At 60.2% G+C, this 14,543-nt stretch carries 15 protein-coding genes and 1 riboswitch; of the genes, 7 read left to right on the top strand and 8 right to left on the bottom strand.

Annotation, left to right across the window (positions count from 1 at the left end; genetic code table 11):
• Positions 1-58: 58 nt before the first annotated feature.
• Both G5306_RS04160 and G5306_RS04155 read left to right on the top strand, forming a co-directional pair.
• Positions 59-1,438: an MATE family efflux transporter gene (locus G5306_RS04160; RefSeq protein WP_047435970.1), complete on the top strand. Its 1,380-nt coding sequence runs from the start codon at positions 59-61 to the stop codon at positions 1,436-1,438.
• A 123-nt stretch (positions 1,439-1,561) separates the two neighbouring features.
• Entirely contained in the window at positions 1,562-1,810 is a 249-nt protein-coding gene (locus tag G5306_RS04155; RefSeq protein WP_005338382.1) for a YciN family protein, read from the top strand.
• Positions 1,811-1,843: 33 nt separating this feature from the next.
• On the opposite strand, the gene G5306_RS04150 is transcribed toward G5306_RS04155, so the two are convergent.
• Positions 1,844-2,965 carry a GGDEF domain-containing protein gene (locus G5306_RS04150; protein WP_201991740.1) on the bottom strand — a complete coding sequence of 374 codons (1,122 nt, stop codon included), beginning with the start codon at positions 2,963-2,965 and terminating at the stop codon, positions 1,844-1,846.
• A 246-nt stretch (positions 2,966-3,211) separates the two neighbouring features.
• Here G5306_RS04150 and G5306_RS04145 point away from each other — a divergent pair, with 246 nt between their 5' ends.
• Both G5306_RS04145 and G5306_RS04140 read left to right on the top strand, forming a co-directional pair.
• Positions 3,212-4,609 (top strand): nucleobase:cation symporter-2 family protein, encoded by a 1,398-nt coding sequence (locus G5306_RS04145; RefSeq protein WP_040066712.1) that lies wholly within the window; start codon positions 3,212-3,214, stop codon positions 4,607-4,609.
• Between the two features lie 99 nt (positions 4,610-4,708).
• Positions 4,709-5,425 carry a lipoyl protein ligase domain-containing protein gene (locus tag G5306_RS04140; protein WP_335832202.1) on the top strand — a complete coding sequence of 239 codons (717 nt, stop codon included), beginning with the start codon at positions 4,709-4,711 and terminating at the stop codon, positions 5,423-5,425.
• A 115-nt stretch (positions 5,426-5,540) separates the two neighbouring features.
• Here G5306_RS04140 and G5306_RS04135 read toward each other — a convergent pair whose 3' ends face one another.
• Positions 5,541-6,917 carry an alanine/glycine:cation symporter family protein gene (locus G5306_RS04135; protein ID WP_005338391.1) on the bottom strand — a complete coding sequence of 459 codons (1,377 nt, stop codon included), beginning with the start codon at positions 6,915-6,917 and terminating at the stop codon, positions 5,541-5,543.
• A gap of 107 nt (positions 6,918-7,024) precedes the next feature.
• Positions 7,025-7,140: riboswitch (glycine riboswitch) on the bottom strand.
• Between the two features lie 507 nt (positions 7,141-7,647).
• Here G5306_RS04135 and G5306_RS04130 point away from each other — a divergent pair.
• A complete protein-coding gene (locus G5306_RS04130; protein ID WP_058059164.1) occupies positions 7,648-8,814 on the top strand; it encodes a type III PLP-dependent enzyme in 1,167 nt (388 codons plus the stop codon).
• Positions 8,815-8,882: 68 nt separating this feature from the next.
• On the opposite strand, the gene G5306_RS04125 is transcribed toward G5306_RS04130, so the two are convergent.
• Both G5306_RS04125 and G5306_RS04120 read right to left on the bottom strand, forming a co-directional pair.
• Positions 8,883-9,851 carry a calcium/sodium antiporter gene (locus tag G5306_RS04125; RefSeq protein ID WP_216951830.1) on the bottom strand — a complete coding sequence of 323 codons (969 nt, stop codon included), beginning with the start codon at positions 9,849-9,851 and terminating at the stop codon, positions 8,883-8,885.
• A gap of 125 nt (positions 9,852-9,976) precedes the next feature.
• Entirely contained in the window at positions 9,977-10,450 is a 474-nt protein-coding gene (locus G5306_RS04120; RefSeq protein ID WP_100646526.1) for a peroxiredoxin, read from the bottom strand.
• A gap of 126 nt (positions 10,451-10,576) precedes the next feature.
• Here G5306_RS04120 and G5306_RS04115 point away from each other — a divergent pair, with 126 nt between their 5' ends.
• Positions 10,577-11,503, top strand: a complete 927-nt coding sequence (locus G5306_RS04115; RefSeq protein ID WP_421312443.1) for a phenylacetate--CoA ligase family protein — start codon at positions 10,577-10,579, stop codon at positions 11,501-11,503.
• Between the two features lie 83 nt (positions 11,504-11,586).
• Here G5306_RS04115 and yfcD read toward each other — a convergent pair whose 3' ends face one another.
• A complete protein-coding gene (gene yfcD, locus G5306_RS04110; RefSeq protein WP_421312442.1) occupies positions 11,587-12,069 on the bottom strand; it encodes an NUDIX hydrolase YfcD in 483 nt (160 codons plus the stop codon).
• 203 nt (positions 12,070-12,272) lie between these two features.
• Between yfcD and G5306_RS04105 the strand changes: the two genes are divergently transcribed.
• On the top strand, positions 12,273-12,491 hold the full coding sequence (locus G5306_RS04105; protein WP_005338403.1) for a DUF1107 family protein: 219 nt from the start codon (positions 12,273-12,275) through the stop codon (positions 12,489-12,491).
• Between the two features lie 52 nt (positions 12,492-12,543).
• Here the strand turns inward: G5306_RS04105 and G5306_RS04100 are convergent, their stop codons facing one another.
• The 3 genes from G5306_RS04100 to G5306_RS04090 all read right to left on the bottom strand — a co-directional run bounded on the left by G5306_RS04100 (position 12,544) and on the right by G5306_RS04090 (position 14,534).
• A complete protein-coding gene (locus tag G5306_RS04100) occupies positions 12,544-12,858 on the bottom strand; it encodes a DUF2845 domain-containing protein (RefSeq protein WP_005338404.1) in 315 nt (104 codons plus the stop codon).
• Positions 12,859-13,046: 188 nt separating this feature from the next.
• Positions 13,047-13,658: an FKBP-type peptidyl-prolyl cis-trans isomerase gene (locus G5306_RS04095; RefSeq protein WP_005338405.1), complete on the bottom strand. Its 612-nt coding sequence runs from the start codon at positions 13,656-13,658 to the stop codon at positions 13,047-13,049.
• 150 nt (positions 13,659-13,808) lie between these two features.
• Positions 13,809-14,534 carry a copper homeostasis protein CutC gene (locus G5306_RS04090; protein ID WP_421312441.1) on the bottom strand — a complete coding sequence of 242 codons (726 nt, stop codon included), beginning with the start codon at positions 14,532-14,534 and terminating at the stop codon, positions 13,809-13,811.
• Positions 14,535-14,543: the final 9 nt, after the last annotated feature.

The raw sequence follows: 14,543 nt of genomic DNA, 5'->3' as shown, positions 1-14,543 counted from the left end.
CGTCAGCCCCTATCATACCCCTGACAAACCTTGCTTTTCTCATACCCGGTTAACAACTATGAATTATTGGCAAGCGATTTTAAAACAAACCACCGATCGCGAGTTCATGACCCGATTGTGGCGGCTGGCCCTGCCTGTCTCGCTGCAATCCATGATGTTCTCCCTGCTTGGCCTCATCGATATCATGATGGTGAGCCAGCTTGGCACCACGGCTGTGGCGGCGGTCGGCTTGGGTAACCGGGTCTTCTTTTTCAATCTGCTGGTGATAGCGGGCCTCGCGGGCGGGGTCTCGGTATTGGCAGCACAATACTTCGGGCGCGGGGAGATGGCCGGGGTGCGCCGCTCCCTGGCGCTGGCCATAGTGGGCGCCTTGCTGGTCACCCTGCCCTTTGCCTTCATCTATGTGTTATCACCGGGCAGCGTACTGGGTTTTGCCAGTCAGGATCCGGCACTGCGGGCACTGGCGGATCAATTCTTGATGATCACCGGCGCCACCATCCTCTGTACCGCCATCGTAGTGCCGCTGGAGTCAGCACTGCGCTCGGTCGGCAATGCCGCCGCGCCGACCCGCATCGGCATTATCGCCATCATCGCCAACGTCATCCTCAACTACGCCCTCATCTTCGGTCACTTCGGCTTCGAGGCGATGGGGGTCGCCGGTTCGGCCTGGGGCACCACCATTTCCCGGCTGCTGCAGACAGCCCTGCTACTGCTCTACGTAAAGCGTTATGAAGCGCGCCTGATCCCGCGCGCACCAGACTGGCTGGCCGCCTTCAAGCGCAAGGAGGTGGTGCGCTTTACCCTGATCGCCCTGCCGCTGCTGTTCCATGACGGACTCTGGGCCTTCGGCATGCTGATTTACGGCTTTCTCTATGCCCATCTTGGCACCGATTCGCTGGCCATCATGACCACCCTTGGCACCCTGGAGAGCATCCTTATCTCCCTCTTCTTCGGACTGGCGGTGGCCTGCTCCACCCTGCTCGGTCACCGGCTCGGGGCCGAGGAGTACGAGATTGCCTGGCAGCACTCCCAGCTGTTCCTGCTGCTGGCACCGATTGGCGCGCTACTGGTGGGGATCATCGTCTGGCTGCTGCAAGCCAACCTGCTACAGTGGGTCGGCAACCTGCCCCCCGAGCTGATGACGGAAGCGGGACAGGTGCTCGGCATCATGTGTCTCGGGATGCTGCTCAAGGTGTTCAACATGGTAGGGATCATCGGGGTGCTGCGCTCTGGCGGCGATGTGAACTACAGCATCTTCATCGATATTGTCGGCATGTGGTGCATCGGCATCCCGCTCGCCTGGGTGGCGGTCACGCTGCTCGGCTGGCCCCTCTCCTGGGTGGTGGCGGTGGTCTTGCTTGAGGAGCTCAGCAAGGTGCTGCTGGTGCAGCGCCGTATTCGCCAGCGCTGCTGGTTGAAGAATCTGGTGATCGGATAAACAGCCACAAATCGGGGTCATATCAATGACAGAAAAACCCTGTTTGCAGTATGCTGGGCGCCTCTTCAATCAGAGGCAGGGATCCACGGTTTCCCTGTCCAGTAGTCGTTTAAGGAGACGAGCATGCAACCACAGAAAGAGCTGATCACCGAGACGGCCCTGCTTGAGATGGCCAACAAGATCATCAAAGAGCATGAAGACTTCATCCACGGTATGCGCGCCGATTCGGTGGAGCAGAAGGGGGATATTCTGGTGTTCAAGGGGGAGTATTTCCTGGCCGAAGACGGCACCCCGACCGGCAAGACCATGGCGGTCTTCAACATGTTCAAGCTGCTGGCTCAGCAGCTCTCCGGCAAGTACAAGCTGGCCTGATCGCACCAGCTCATTGCCAACAGGATGCCGCCCTCAGGCGGCATCTGTTTTTGCGCGGTTCTGCCCCTCGACCACCACGCAGTTGCGTCCCGCCATCTTGGCTTGGTAGAGGCACTCGTCGGCACGGTTGATCAGAATATCGATGGTGTCATCGGAACGAGCCATGGCAATCCCGATACTCACCGTCACCTCCAGCAATTCGTCCGAGGTGGGGCTCTTCACCAGCCGCGCCTCGACGGCAATGCGCAGCCGCTCGGCCATTTTGCTCGCCAGCGCCGGATCGGCGCAGTTGTGCATCAGGATGGCAAACTCTTCACCACCATAACGCCCCAGCACCATGTCAGACTCCAGCTGCTCGCCCAGGGTGGTAGCCACCTCCTTGAGCACTGCATCCCCCGCCAGATGGCCGTAGATATCGTTGATCCGCTTGAAGCGATCGAGATCCAGCAGCATCACCGCAAAGGGCTTCTTCTTGAGTTGCAGCCGGATTCTGGCCTGCTCCAGTTGCTTCATCAGCAGGCGGCGGTTCATCATGCCGGTCAGCTCATCGGTGGTCGATTCCCGATAGAGCCGCAGCAGCATGTTGAGTTGGCCGCACTGCACCCAGCAACTGGCCATGGTAAACATGCCGAGCACCCACACCTGATTCAGGGTGGCCTGACTCCAGATGCTCTGGCCCACCAGCAGCCAGTGACCCAGCAGCATGGTCACCAGCACCACACCTGCCAGTTGCAAGCCGAGGGAGAGGGGGATGGGGAAGATGGCAAACAGGGTGATCAGCAGATAGGGAAAGGCCGCATAGCCCGCCTGCAACTCCTGTCCGGCGCCAAAGCTGTTCAGGCAGAAGAGGGAGAAGAGCATCATCACGGCCATCAGGTAGCCAAGGGCCAGCTTCATCCGCTCCCGCTTGAAGTGGATGAGATACGAGAGCGGAATAAGTGGCGAGAGCGCCAGAGTGCAGAAGATCCTGGCCTGGAACAGCTGCTCGAAATGAACGGCAGGCAAGGTCAACCAATCCACCACGGCCCAGGCGGGCAATCCAAGCATCAGCAAGCAGGTCAGCAGACGCAAACGCACCGTCATAAACCCCATGCGAGTACGAGTAAAGTCTTCGGAGTGAACCCTCGCACTCCAGAACTCTGACAACTTGAGCATCCAGAGTCTCCACGATGAATACTGAGGGCTCATTCTACACCTACAAAGTGGTAAAAATGTCATTAGCGGGGAGAATAAAAAGGAGAGGTCGGTCACACAAACCGACAGATGATAATCGCAGCGCGCAAACGTTTCAACCCATCAAAAAATAAACCTTTTTTTGCATAATTAGCGCTGGTCAGCCTCATTTCAATCACTACAATAGCGCCCAATTTTCTCCCCCTCCCCACACAATTCGAGGTACTTATGGAACAGGCTGCTGTCACACGCGCCAATCGAGAGGCACATCCACCCAGGCGAGCCCATAGCGAACTGGTCTATGGCATAGAGGATGTCCCGCCTCTGCCCCAGACGCTGTTCGCCGCCTTGCAGCATATGCTCGCCATGTTTGTCGCCATCATTACCCCGCCCCTGATTATCGCCAATGCCCTCGGCCTCCCTGCCGCCGACACCCGTTATATCGTCTCCATGTCGCTGGTCATGTCCGGCATCGCCTCCTTCATTCAAACCCGCCGCTTCGGCCCCATCGGTTCCGGCCTACTCTCGGTGCAAGGCACCAGCTTCAACTTCCTCGGCCCCATCATCGCCTCAGGTCTCGCCCTCAAACAGGCCGCCATGCCCACCGAGGATCTGTTGGGCACATTGTTTGGCACCATGATGGTTGCCGCACTCACTATCGTGGTGATGAGCCGCTTCCTCCATCTGGTGAAACGGATCATCACCCCGCTGGTGACCGGCATAGTGGTGCTGCTGATCGGCCTGACCCTGATCAAGGTAGGTCTCATCAGCATGGGCGGCGGCTATGCAGCCCTCTCTGATGGCAGCTTCGCCAGTCACACCAACCTCTTCCTCTCCCTGCTGGTGCTCGGCCTTATCGTGTTGCTGCAACGCAGTCGCAACCCCTGGTTGCGCCTCTCCGCCATCATGATCGCCATGCTGGCGGGCTATGCCGTGGCGCTGTTGCTGGGCAAAGTGAGCGCCCCCACCTTCGACGGCCCGCTGGTGATGGTGCCCATTCCGCTCCACTACGGCCTCGGCTTTGACTGGCAGTTGTTCGTGCCGCTCGCCATCATCTTCGTGGTGACGGCGCTCGAAGCGATCGGCGACATGACCGCCACCTCGGATATCTCCGGCGAGCCACTGGAAGGGCCTGTCTATATGGAGCGGATCAAAGGCGGCGTGCTGGCTGATGGTGCCAACTCCATGCTGGCGGCGGTGTTCTCCACCTTCCCCATGTCCACCTTCGCCCAGAATAACGGCGTTATTCAGCTGACCGGCGTCGCCAGCCGCCACGTCGGTCTCTTTATCGCCGCCATGCTTGCGCTGCTTGGCCTGTTCCCGGCGGTCGCGAGTCTGGTGCAACAGATCCCCGAGCCCGTGCTGGGCGGAGCGACCATCGTCATGTTTGGCACCATCGCCGCCGCTGGCGTGCGCATCATTGCCCGCGAGGAGCTGGATCGCCGCGCCCTGATGATCCTGGCAGTGTCGCTGGCCATGGGGCTGGGAGTCGCGCAGGTGCCGGAAGTGCTGCAACACCTCCCGGAGCTGGCCAAGAGCGTACTCTCCTACGGCGTCGCCACCGGTGGCATTACCGCCATCGTGCTCAACCTGCTGCTGCCCAAGCGCGAAGCGCGCCACTCCTGAGACACCGTCTACCGATAGCAAACAGCCCCGCACTGCGGGGCTTTACCTTGCCAGTCGCCACGGGTAGTGTGCTGGGCAGCCTTTTTTGAGGATGCCGCCATGCCCTATCGCCTGCTCTCCCCCCTTCCCGATACCGCTTCACCCGCACAGATACTGGCGCAAGAGCAGCGCTGGCTGCGCGACTGTGCCCATGACGGCCAGCCCCGCGCTCACCTCTGGCAGGCGCCCCAATGCCTGATTGTCACTCGCAAAGATACCCGCCTCCCCCATTACGAAGCCGCCTGCCAGCAACTTGCAGCTGAAGGTTGGCCGGTACATGTGCGCGACAGCGGCGGTACCGCCGTGCCCCACGGGGCGGGGATCCTCAACCTATCCCTGCTGCTGCCCCGCACGACCACAGACCTCGCCCACTACTACCGGCTGCTGGGGGCGCCGCTGCTGACCCTGCTGGCAGAGTACGGCCTTGAGGGAAGCTATGACTTCGTGCCCGGATCCTTTTGCGATGGTCAGTACAATCTGGTGATCGGGGGACGCAAGATCACCGGTACCGCCCAGCGCTGGCTGGCGCCGGGGCAGGATCACCAGGGCGCCGTGCTGGCGCAAGCCATGCTGCTGGTGGCGGGTGATGTGGATGAGGGAACCAGGATGGCGAGCCGCTTCTACGAATTGGCGGGCGGCGAGCTGCGTTTTATGGCGGGAACCTCCACCACGCTGGCAAGCTGCATCGATTGGCGCGGTAGCGATCAGGCACTGGTAGAGAAAGTGCGAGCACGTCTGGATAGCCTGCTGAGCGAGGGGCTATCCCCCCCATCCTGACCTTATTCCGAAGGGAGAGGGAAAATCACCGTCCATAGACACTGCGCACAAAAAAAGCCACGACCGGAGTCGTGGCTTGTTCTTTTCAATGGGAACGCGAAACGGGCTGAGGCGTTCAGGCCGTCTGCGGCTCCGGCTCGGCTTCGCTATCCAGATCCCGGCTAAAGTAGGCGCGGGTCTCGGCGATCACCACATGGCGCAGGCCAATCAGGCCGATGAGGTTGGGCACCGCCATCAGGCCGTTAACGATATCGGCCAGCAGCCAAATCATGTCCAGATGGAGGAAAGCACCGCTCGCCACCAGCGCCAGATAGACCAGACGATAGGGCTTGATCGCCTTCACCCCGAACAGGTACTCGGTGCAGCGCTCGCCGTAGTAGTTCCAGCCAAGGATGGTGGTAAAGGCGAAGAACAGCAGCCCAATGCTCACCAGATACTGGCCGACATGAGCATCGAGCCCCTGGGCAAAGGCCAGACTGGTCATGGCCGCGCCGCTTGCATCGCCGCTCCACACGCCGGTCACCACCAGGGTCAGGCCGGTCATGGTGCAGATGATGATGGTGTCGATGAAGGTACCTGTCATGGAGACCAGCCCCTGCTCCACGCACGAATCGGTCTTGGCCGCCGCCGCCGCGATGGGCGCAGAGCCCAGTCCCGATTCGTTGGAAAAGACCCCGCGCGCCACCCCGGACTGAATGGCCAGCATGATGCTGGCACCGACGAAGCCGCCGGTCGCCGCATGGCCGGTGAAGGCACTCTCGATAACCAGCATGACGGCATCGGGCAAGGCGCTGGCGTTGTTCACCAGCACACCCAGACAGGCGACGATGTAGAAGATGGCCATGAAGGGCACCACCTTGCTCGACACGCTGGAGATGGATTTGATCCCTCCCAGGGTCACCAGCGCCACGATCAGGGTCAGCACCACGGCGGTCGCTTCACGGGGCACCGAGAAGGAGAGGCTCATGGCATCGGAGATGGCATTGACCTGCGGGAAGGTACCGATGCCGAAGAAGGCCACGCCGATACCGAACAGGGCAAACAGCTTGGCGAGCGGTTTGGAACCGAGCCCCTTCTCCAGATAGTACATGGGGCCGCCAGCCATCTGGCCGTTGGCATCCTGCTCGCGGTATTTGACCGCCAGCAGGCACTCGGCATACTTGGTAGCCATGCCGAACAGTGCCGCCATCCACATCCAGAACAGGGCACCGGGGCCGCCGAGCTTGATGGCGGTAGCCACCCCGACGATGTTACCGGTGCCAATGGTGGCAGAGAGGGCGGTACAGAGGGCGCCGAAGCTGGAGACATCCCCCTGCTTGCCCTGCCCCTGATCGCGGCCAAAGACCAGCCGCAGAGCGAGCGGCAAGCGCACCACCTGAAGCAGACCCAGACGCAGGGTGAGATAGATACCGGTCCCGACCAGCAGGATCAGCAGGGGCGGCCCCCAGATAAAACTATCGATGGCGGTTAACGCCGATTGAATTGATGACATGCATCCTCCTTAAGAAACATAAATTAAGGAGGAGAAGGATGATCTTCCCATAGGTGTCGCGATCGGCCAGAGGCGATCGGATGCGGGCCAAGCCCAGGTACAACCATCCCATCCCCTCTGTCCTTTTGCCTGAGAGTTTCCGGCGCCAGCCTGCCCTTGCGGGTAGTCATGGTGCCTTGCTCCTTCGGCGCCCGATTTAACGGGTCTCTCCAGAGTATCGTCCAGTAGCAGTCCACACCGGTTGCCCGGTACCTGAAAGATTCACTTCTTCGGTGGATGGTTGCCCATCGCTCTCCTGCTACCTTCATCCGAACTAGTTTGGATTAGGAAGTCGGCATGTTAATCCAAAAAATGTGAGCTGTCTCGCACTTGGCCGCCCCCATTTATATTTTTTTAGTGACCACCAGAATCGCAGCAAGAATGTTAAATGTTAGTTAACTATCAACAAGTTAGGCTTTCACGGATCAAATGTGGCCCAAACGGGAAAAATGGCGGATAGAGAACAGTGATCCCTCTCGTTTCGCCAAGAAAATCTTGCCGACATATCCAATCAAAATGCTTGCACACAGAATCAATAAGCCGATAATCCGCCGCATAACCAAGCACTTTGTTATCAATTTATGCACTGTGTTCGGTTGGTCCCACCGGACCGCTCGCCTGACCCGGCCGTCGCCGGTTCAATCGCATATGGCTTGGGCATATCACGCCCCCTAAGGATGACCAAAAGAGAATGAACGAGACCCTGGTTGCAAAAGATGTGGTCGCACAAGATTACCGTCAGCTGGTTGAACAATTCGGCTCCCCCCTGCTGCTGCTCGACAAGGCAGCCGTCCGCAAACAGTATCGGGCCCTGGCCGCCGCCCTGCCCGATGTACGATTGCACTATGCACTCAAACCCCTGCCCCATGAGGCGGTGGTCTCTGTCTTGAAGGAAGAGGGGGCCTGTTTCGATCTGGCCACCAATGGCGAAGTGGATCTGGTGCGCAGTCAGGGGGTTCGCCCGGGACGTTGCATTCATACCCATCCCATCAAGCGCGACAGCGATATCCGTTATGCGCTGGAGTTCGGCTGCACTGTGTTTGTCTACGACAACCCGCTGGAGCTGGAGAAGTTCATTCCCTACAAGGACGAAGTGAAACTGCTGCTGCGGGTCAGCTTCCCGAACCCCGAGACCAAGGTCGATCTCTCCAAGAAGTTCGGCTGCACTCCGGAGCAGGCGCTGCCGCTGCTGCAACTGGCCCACGCCAAGGGGATCAAGGTGATGGGGCTGTCGTTCCACGTCGGCTCGCAAGTGCCTCATGCCCGTCGCCATGTGCAGGCCATCGACGCCTGCCGCGAGATCATGGAGCAAGCCTGGGCGCTCGGGCTCAAGCCCTGGGTGCTGGATATCGGCGGCGGTTTCCCGGTCGATTATGAGGGGGGCGAGTTCGATATCGACGGCTTCTGCGCCCCGATCCGCGAAGCGCTGGCCAAGCTGCCCGCTACCGTGCAGAAGATTGCCGAACCGGGCCGCTTTATCAGTGCGCCGGCCATGACTTCGGTATCCAGCGTGATGGGCAAGGCCCACCGTGGCGACAAGATCTGGTACTACCTGGATGATGGCCTCTACGGCAGCTACAACGGCCAGCTCTATGACCACGTCACCTATCCGGTGAGCACGCCTTATGCCAGTGGCGAGCTGCATAACTCGGTACTCTCAGGCCCCACCTGCGACAGCGTGGACGTGATCCGCGATGGCATCATGCTGCCCGATCTGGCTATCGGCGAACTGGTGGTTGGCAAGGTGATGGGCGCCTATACATGGGCCTCCGCCTCCACCTTCAACTTCTTCCCCAAGGCGAGCATCCTCATTCTGGACAGCAGTCAGAAGGGGCAGAAACTGGTGGCCGTCGCTTAAGACCGACACCCGAATGCAAAGAGGGGAAGCCAGGCTTCCCCTCTTTCGTTTTATCTTGCCAGATCTGGCTAGACGAACTGACTGGTCAGCAGCCAGCCGGTGTAGGCGACGAAGCAGGTGAGCAGCACGCCCCCCTCCAACCGGTTGATACGGCCCTGCCCCTTGCGGCCCAGACACATCACCAGCAGCAGCAGGGTCAACCCCATCATGATGCTCCAGTCGCGGGAGAGCACTTCCGGCGCCACATCCAACGGATGAATACCCGCCGCGATCCCCACCACCGCCAGGGTGTTGAACAGGTTGGAGCCCAGCACGTTGCCAAGGGCCAGATCATGCTCGTTCTTGCGAATGGCGATGAGAGACGAAGCCAGCTCCGGCAGGGAGGTTCCTATCGCGACTATGGTGAGACCAATCACCAAATCGCTGATACCAAGCGCCTGAGCGATGGTCACCGCCCCCCAGACCAACAGGCGGGAAGCGCCGATCAGCAGCACCAGCCCGACCACCAACCAGAAAACGGCGCTCTTGAGGGACATCCCCTCGCTCTCGATATCCTCGGCGGTCTCGGTATCCAGCGCATCTCCCTTGCCATTCATGCCAGCCCAGATGGACCAGCCCATCAGGGCAACGAAGACGGCCCCCAGAATGACCGCATCCATCCGGCCCAGATGACCATCAATCAGCAGGGCACCTGAGAGCAGGGTAATACCGAGCAGGATGGGGATCTCCTTGCGCACTACCTGAGAGGCCACCGCGATAGGGCTGATCAGTGCCGTCAGACCCAGGATCAGCGCGATATTGGTGATGTTGGAGCCATAGGCATTACCAAGCGCCAACCCGGGATTGCCCTGGGACGCCGCCAGCGCCGAGACCACCATCTCCGGGGCCGAGGTACCAAAACCGATGATCACCATGCCGATCAGCAGCGGCGGCATCCCCGCATAACGGGCGGTCGCCGCAGCACCATCCACAAACTTGTCAGCACTCCAGACCAGCAGCGCCAGTCCGGCAATCAGGGCAACAACAGCCAGGGTCATAACATCTCCATCCCATCGCCAGTAAGCAACAGAGTCAGGACAAGCTCCTGACCCGATTCAAAAGTGGCGCCAGTGTAACGAGCCAGCCTCCCATTTCAAGGGGAAATCAAACTGCGATTAACATTTCACAGCACAGCCAGCAGACTCGCGGCATCGGAGACCTCAAACTTGCCAGGCGCCTCCACAAACAGCTGCTCGACCACGCCATCGTTGGCGATCAACGCAAAGCGCTGGGCGCGGATACCTCCAAAGGCGCCGGTATCCTTGGCCAGACCCAGCGCCCGGGTCCAGCTGCCGTCGCCATCCGCCAGCATGGTGATCGCCTCGGCATTCTGGGCCGTCTGCCAGGCCCGCATCACGAAAGCATCGTTGACCGACAGACAGCAGATGGCATCCACCCCTTTGGCCATAAACTGATCGGCCAGCACCACATAACCGGGCAGGTGGGCATTGGAGCAGGTGGGAGTAAAAGCACCGGGTACCGCAAACAGCACTACTTTTTTACCGGCGAACAGCGTCTGGCTATCCCGCAGCTGCTTGCCCTCGGCGGTGATAAAGGTAAATTCGCCCGAAGGCAGAGTCTGACCCATCGCAATCATTGTGCTCGTCCTTAAGTGGAGGGAGGAGGCCCCAGTCTACCCCACTGCCGAGCTGTGACACAGACCTCCCTTTGCTTGGATCATTTGAACTAACCTTGAGCAGGATCAGCCGACCAAGGAGGCCTCATGCAGCACTATTACGATGGACTGGAAATTCGCCCCCCCGCCTTGCGCGAACAACAGCAGCTGGAGCAGCTCAATCATCAGCTTACCCATGTCAGTCAATATTGCGCCGGTTACTCCAGCGTCTATCGCCAGTGCCGCCTCGAGGATCTGGCAGAGCTGGCCACCCTGCCACTGCTCGACAGCAAAGAGCTGTTTGCCGCCCAGCAGGCTCACCCTCCGTTCGCCGGACTCACCGGCCGCCCCGCCAGTCAGGCGTTGCGGGTCTTCTCCTGTCCGGGCCAGCTGGCCATCCCCGAGTATGCAGGAGCAGACTGGTGGGGGGCCGCTCGAGCACTGTTTGCCGCCGGCTTCAAGCCAGGTGAGGTAATACTCAATGGCCACGACTATCATGCCGGCCCCACCGCCTTTATTTTCGATAACGGCGCCCGCCAGCTGGGCGCCCCCGTGGTGCCCTGCGGGCCCCACGATACCCAGCGCCAGCTGGAGGCGCTGCTGCGCTATCAACCCACCGGCTACGTCGGTCCGCTGGTGACCCTGCTCGATCTGCTGGAAGCGGCCGAAGCGGCCGACATCCCGACCGACTCGCTGCGCCGCGCACTGCTGTGTGAAGCCACTCACCCGGAAACCACGCCGCTGCGCGCCATTCACGGCATTGCGGCCCTCAACTGTCTGGTGTGGCAGGATGTGGGGGTAGTGGCTTACGAGAGCCGACCAGGAGAGGGATTTATTGTGAGCGAGAGTTGCATCATCGAGATCATCGATCCCGCCAGCGGCGAGCCGGTGAGCGGCGACGAGACCGGCCAGCTGGTGGTGACCCGACTCGATCTGGAGTATCCGCTGCTGCGGCTAGCCACCGACTGGCAAGGGCACTGGCTCGCCAAGCCGAGCGCTTGCGGGCGCACCAACCGACGCCTCAAGCTGGTGTAGCAGACCAACTAAATGCACAAAGGCAGACGGGCAGCCATCAGGCTGCCCGTCTTGTCTCTGAAGAAGAGGATATATGAAATTGTTCAGCGCCTCGCCTGCCAGGTGGCGATGGCGAGCAGGGAGTCGGGGGTAAAGTCGCTGGCACGCTCGGCGATCTCGGCCAGGCTCATCCAGTGCACCGAGCTCACCTCTTCGGCCTGCAACTGCAGCGGCCCCTGATAACGGCAACTAAAGAGGCCACCCCAGACCCGGTAGCCCTCCCCTTCCGCATAAAAGCTGCCAAAGCCCTGCAGAGGAACATCTATAATCCCCAGCTCCTCGGCCAGCTCGCGGCGGGCGGAGCGCTCCATCTCCTCACCGGTGGTGACCACGCCACCAGCGCAGGCATCCAGCATGCCGGGGCAGAAATCCTTGCTGAGGGTGCGTCGCTGCACCAGGATCCGATCCGCGTCGTCGAGCACCAGAATATAGCTGGCGCGATGGCAGAGATTCTCCCGCCGCACCTTGGCTCGCTCGGCCACGCCAATCACCCGGTTATCCTCGTCCACCACATCAACCCATTCCACGCACAGGCCCTTTTATTTGTTCCATTCAAGCCCGCAGTATATCGGTGCGGTGGTTTGTCATGGCACAACTTTTTCGATGATGCCGTCAATTTGCCGAGCTCACTGGCAAAATAAGGATTCATGCAAATCTTTATAAACCGTCATATCAGTGTCATCGACCGACACCATAGTGTGCCCTGTCCAGGCAATCAGGGAACCGTGTGATGAAGGTATTCAAGCAGTTATCCCCACGGCAGATCGCTCGCTACATCAAGAGCTTTCATCGAGGCTATTTTGCCATCGAGTCGCTGGGGACATTTGAATTCAACGCGGGCAGGATCAGCCTCCATGGCCTGACCTGCCGCCAGCGGCTAAGACTGGCTCGCCAGATCAATCTGGCGGTCAGACAACTTGGTCACCGCGACCCCTTGCCGGACATGTGAGTCAAAGGGTCTTGCCCTACTGTCTGTTGTGCATCCATGCTTTGCCCGCCGGCTACTGGCCGCGCGGGCCGTTTTCGATATCGGTAATGATGCCGTTGCGCACCGTCACAAAGCGCATGAACTCGTTCTTGCCGAAGTTGTAGGTCCAGCGTTCACCATATTTGACCTGCACCATGTTGCCAAACTGGTTCTCCTCGTTGCGGTTGAGCTCTTCACGCAACATCGGCTCACCGCACTTGAGCAGCATCTCGGCGGTGGTGTCTCCCTCGGTGATCAGAGCGTTCTTGCAGCGCATGGCATCAGCACTGGCCGGAATGCTCAGCAGCAACAGAGCAAGCCCCGCTACTTTCTTCATCTTCTTGCTCATCGGGTTCTCCTTATCCTCTCTAATGAGTCGCAGTATGCCTGCTTCCGTTTCTGAAAAAACCAGTCAATGGCGCAAAAACGCCGTCCTTTTCTGCTCTCCAGCCCGCTGGCCGCGACAAATACTGTCTATCACATAACCCAAAAACAAACGGCGACCCGAGGGTCGCCGTTTGCATCAAGCCAGCAGGATCACAGGATGTCCAGCAGTTCGACTTCAAATACCAGTGCAGAGTAGGGCGGGATGGAACCGGCACCACGGGCACCGTAGGCTAGATCGTGGGGGATGTAGAGCTTCCACTTGGAACCAACCGGCATCAGCTGCAGCGCTTCAACCCAGCCAGCGATCACGCCGGTCACCGGGAATTCAGCCGGCTGGCCGCGAGCGACGGAGCTGTCGAATACGCCACCGTGGGTGAAGGTACCGTGGTAGTGCACACGCACGGACTGACCGGCTACCGGAACGGCACCGTTGCCTTCTACCAGCACTTCGTACTGCAGACCGGAGTCGGTCACCTTCACTTCAGCGCGCTTGGCGTTATCAGCCAGGAAGGCTTCGCCGTCAGCAGCAGCGGCCTTGGCGGCGGCTTCCTGCTCTTCTTGCATACGCGCAGTGATCACCTGGAAGGCATCATTGATATCGTCACGGCTGACCGCGAACTCCAGACCATTCAGGGCATCTGCCAGACCTTGTTGCAGGGCCGGGATATCCAGACCGGCGAAGGCTTGCTGCGCCAGCTGATCACCCATGTTGCGGCCGATGCCATAGCTGGCCTTCTGTTCGATAGAGTCGTATTGGGACATTGAGATGTTGCTCCAGATCCATGTAGTAAAGAGGCGGGATGATATCAGACTTTTGGCCGGGGTGCTGCCGGGGGCGCCCCTGATTTCCCCGTCAGTGGGAGGAACTTCACACAAGATGCGGATGAACGCCGCCCAACGGCGGCGATCTGCTTAACCGCGATCCAGCAAGGCTCTGACCGCGGCCACCTTGGCGCCATCGGTGATATTGACCCGACCATCATCCGAAGTGCCCATATTCACTCCGTGCGGCACCATGCCACCGCGCCAGCCCATGCCGGACATATGTACTTCGCTCACCCCGGTGAACTCGATGATGGTACGCACGTTGTCGGCATTGACCCCGGCCCCCGGCATCAGGCTGGCACGCCCCGCCAGCGCATGCTGCATCTCCTGCAGGGTTTCCAGCCCAGCCAGCGCGGTCGGCGCATGGCCCGAGCTTAAAATGCGCTCGCAACCGGCAGCAACTATGGTCTCTAGATCGAGGCGCCAGTCGGAGGAGAGGTCGATGGCGCGATGGAAGGTGACCCCCAACGGTCCTGCTGCATCCACCAGCTGTTTGAGCTTGGCGGCAGGCACCCGCCCCTCCTCATCCAGCAAACCGACCACCACCCCTTGCAGACCGGCAGCGCGTGCGGCCGCAATATCTTGCAGCATCATCTCGAACTCGCCGTCATTGAAGCAAAAATCCCCGGCACGCGGGCGGATCATGGCATAAACCGGCACGGTGGCATGGCGGGCCGCCTGCTGCATAAAACCGTAGGAGGGGGTCAGGCCGCCCAGACCCAGCGCAGAGCAGAGCTCGATGCGATCCGCCCCGGATCGCTGGGCGGTGAACAGGGATTCCAGGTTGTCGATACAGATTTCAAGACGGGTCATGAGGACTCC

The organism is Aeromonas sp. 603404 (assembly GCF_049171775.1).
Classification (GTDB): Bacteria; Pseudomonadota; Gammaproteobacteria; order Enterobacterales; family Aeromonadaceae; genus Aeromonas; species Aeromonas veronii_A.
The sequence above is the reverse complement of the archived record's forward strand: the minus strand, read 5'-3'. Positions and strand labels throughout refer to the sequence as shown.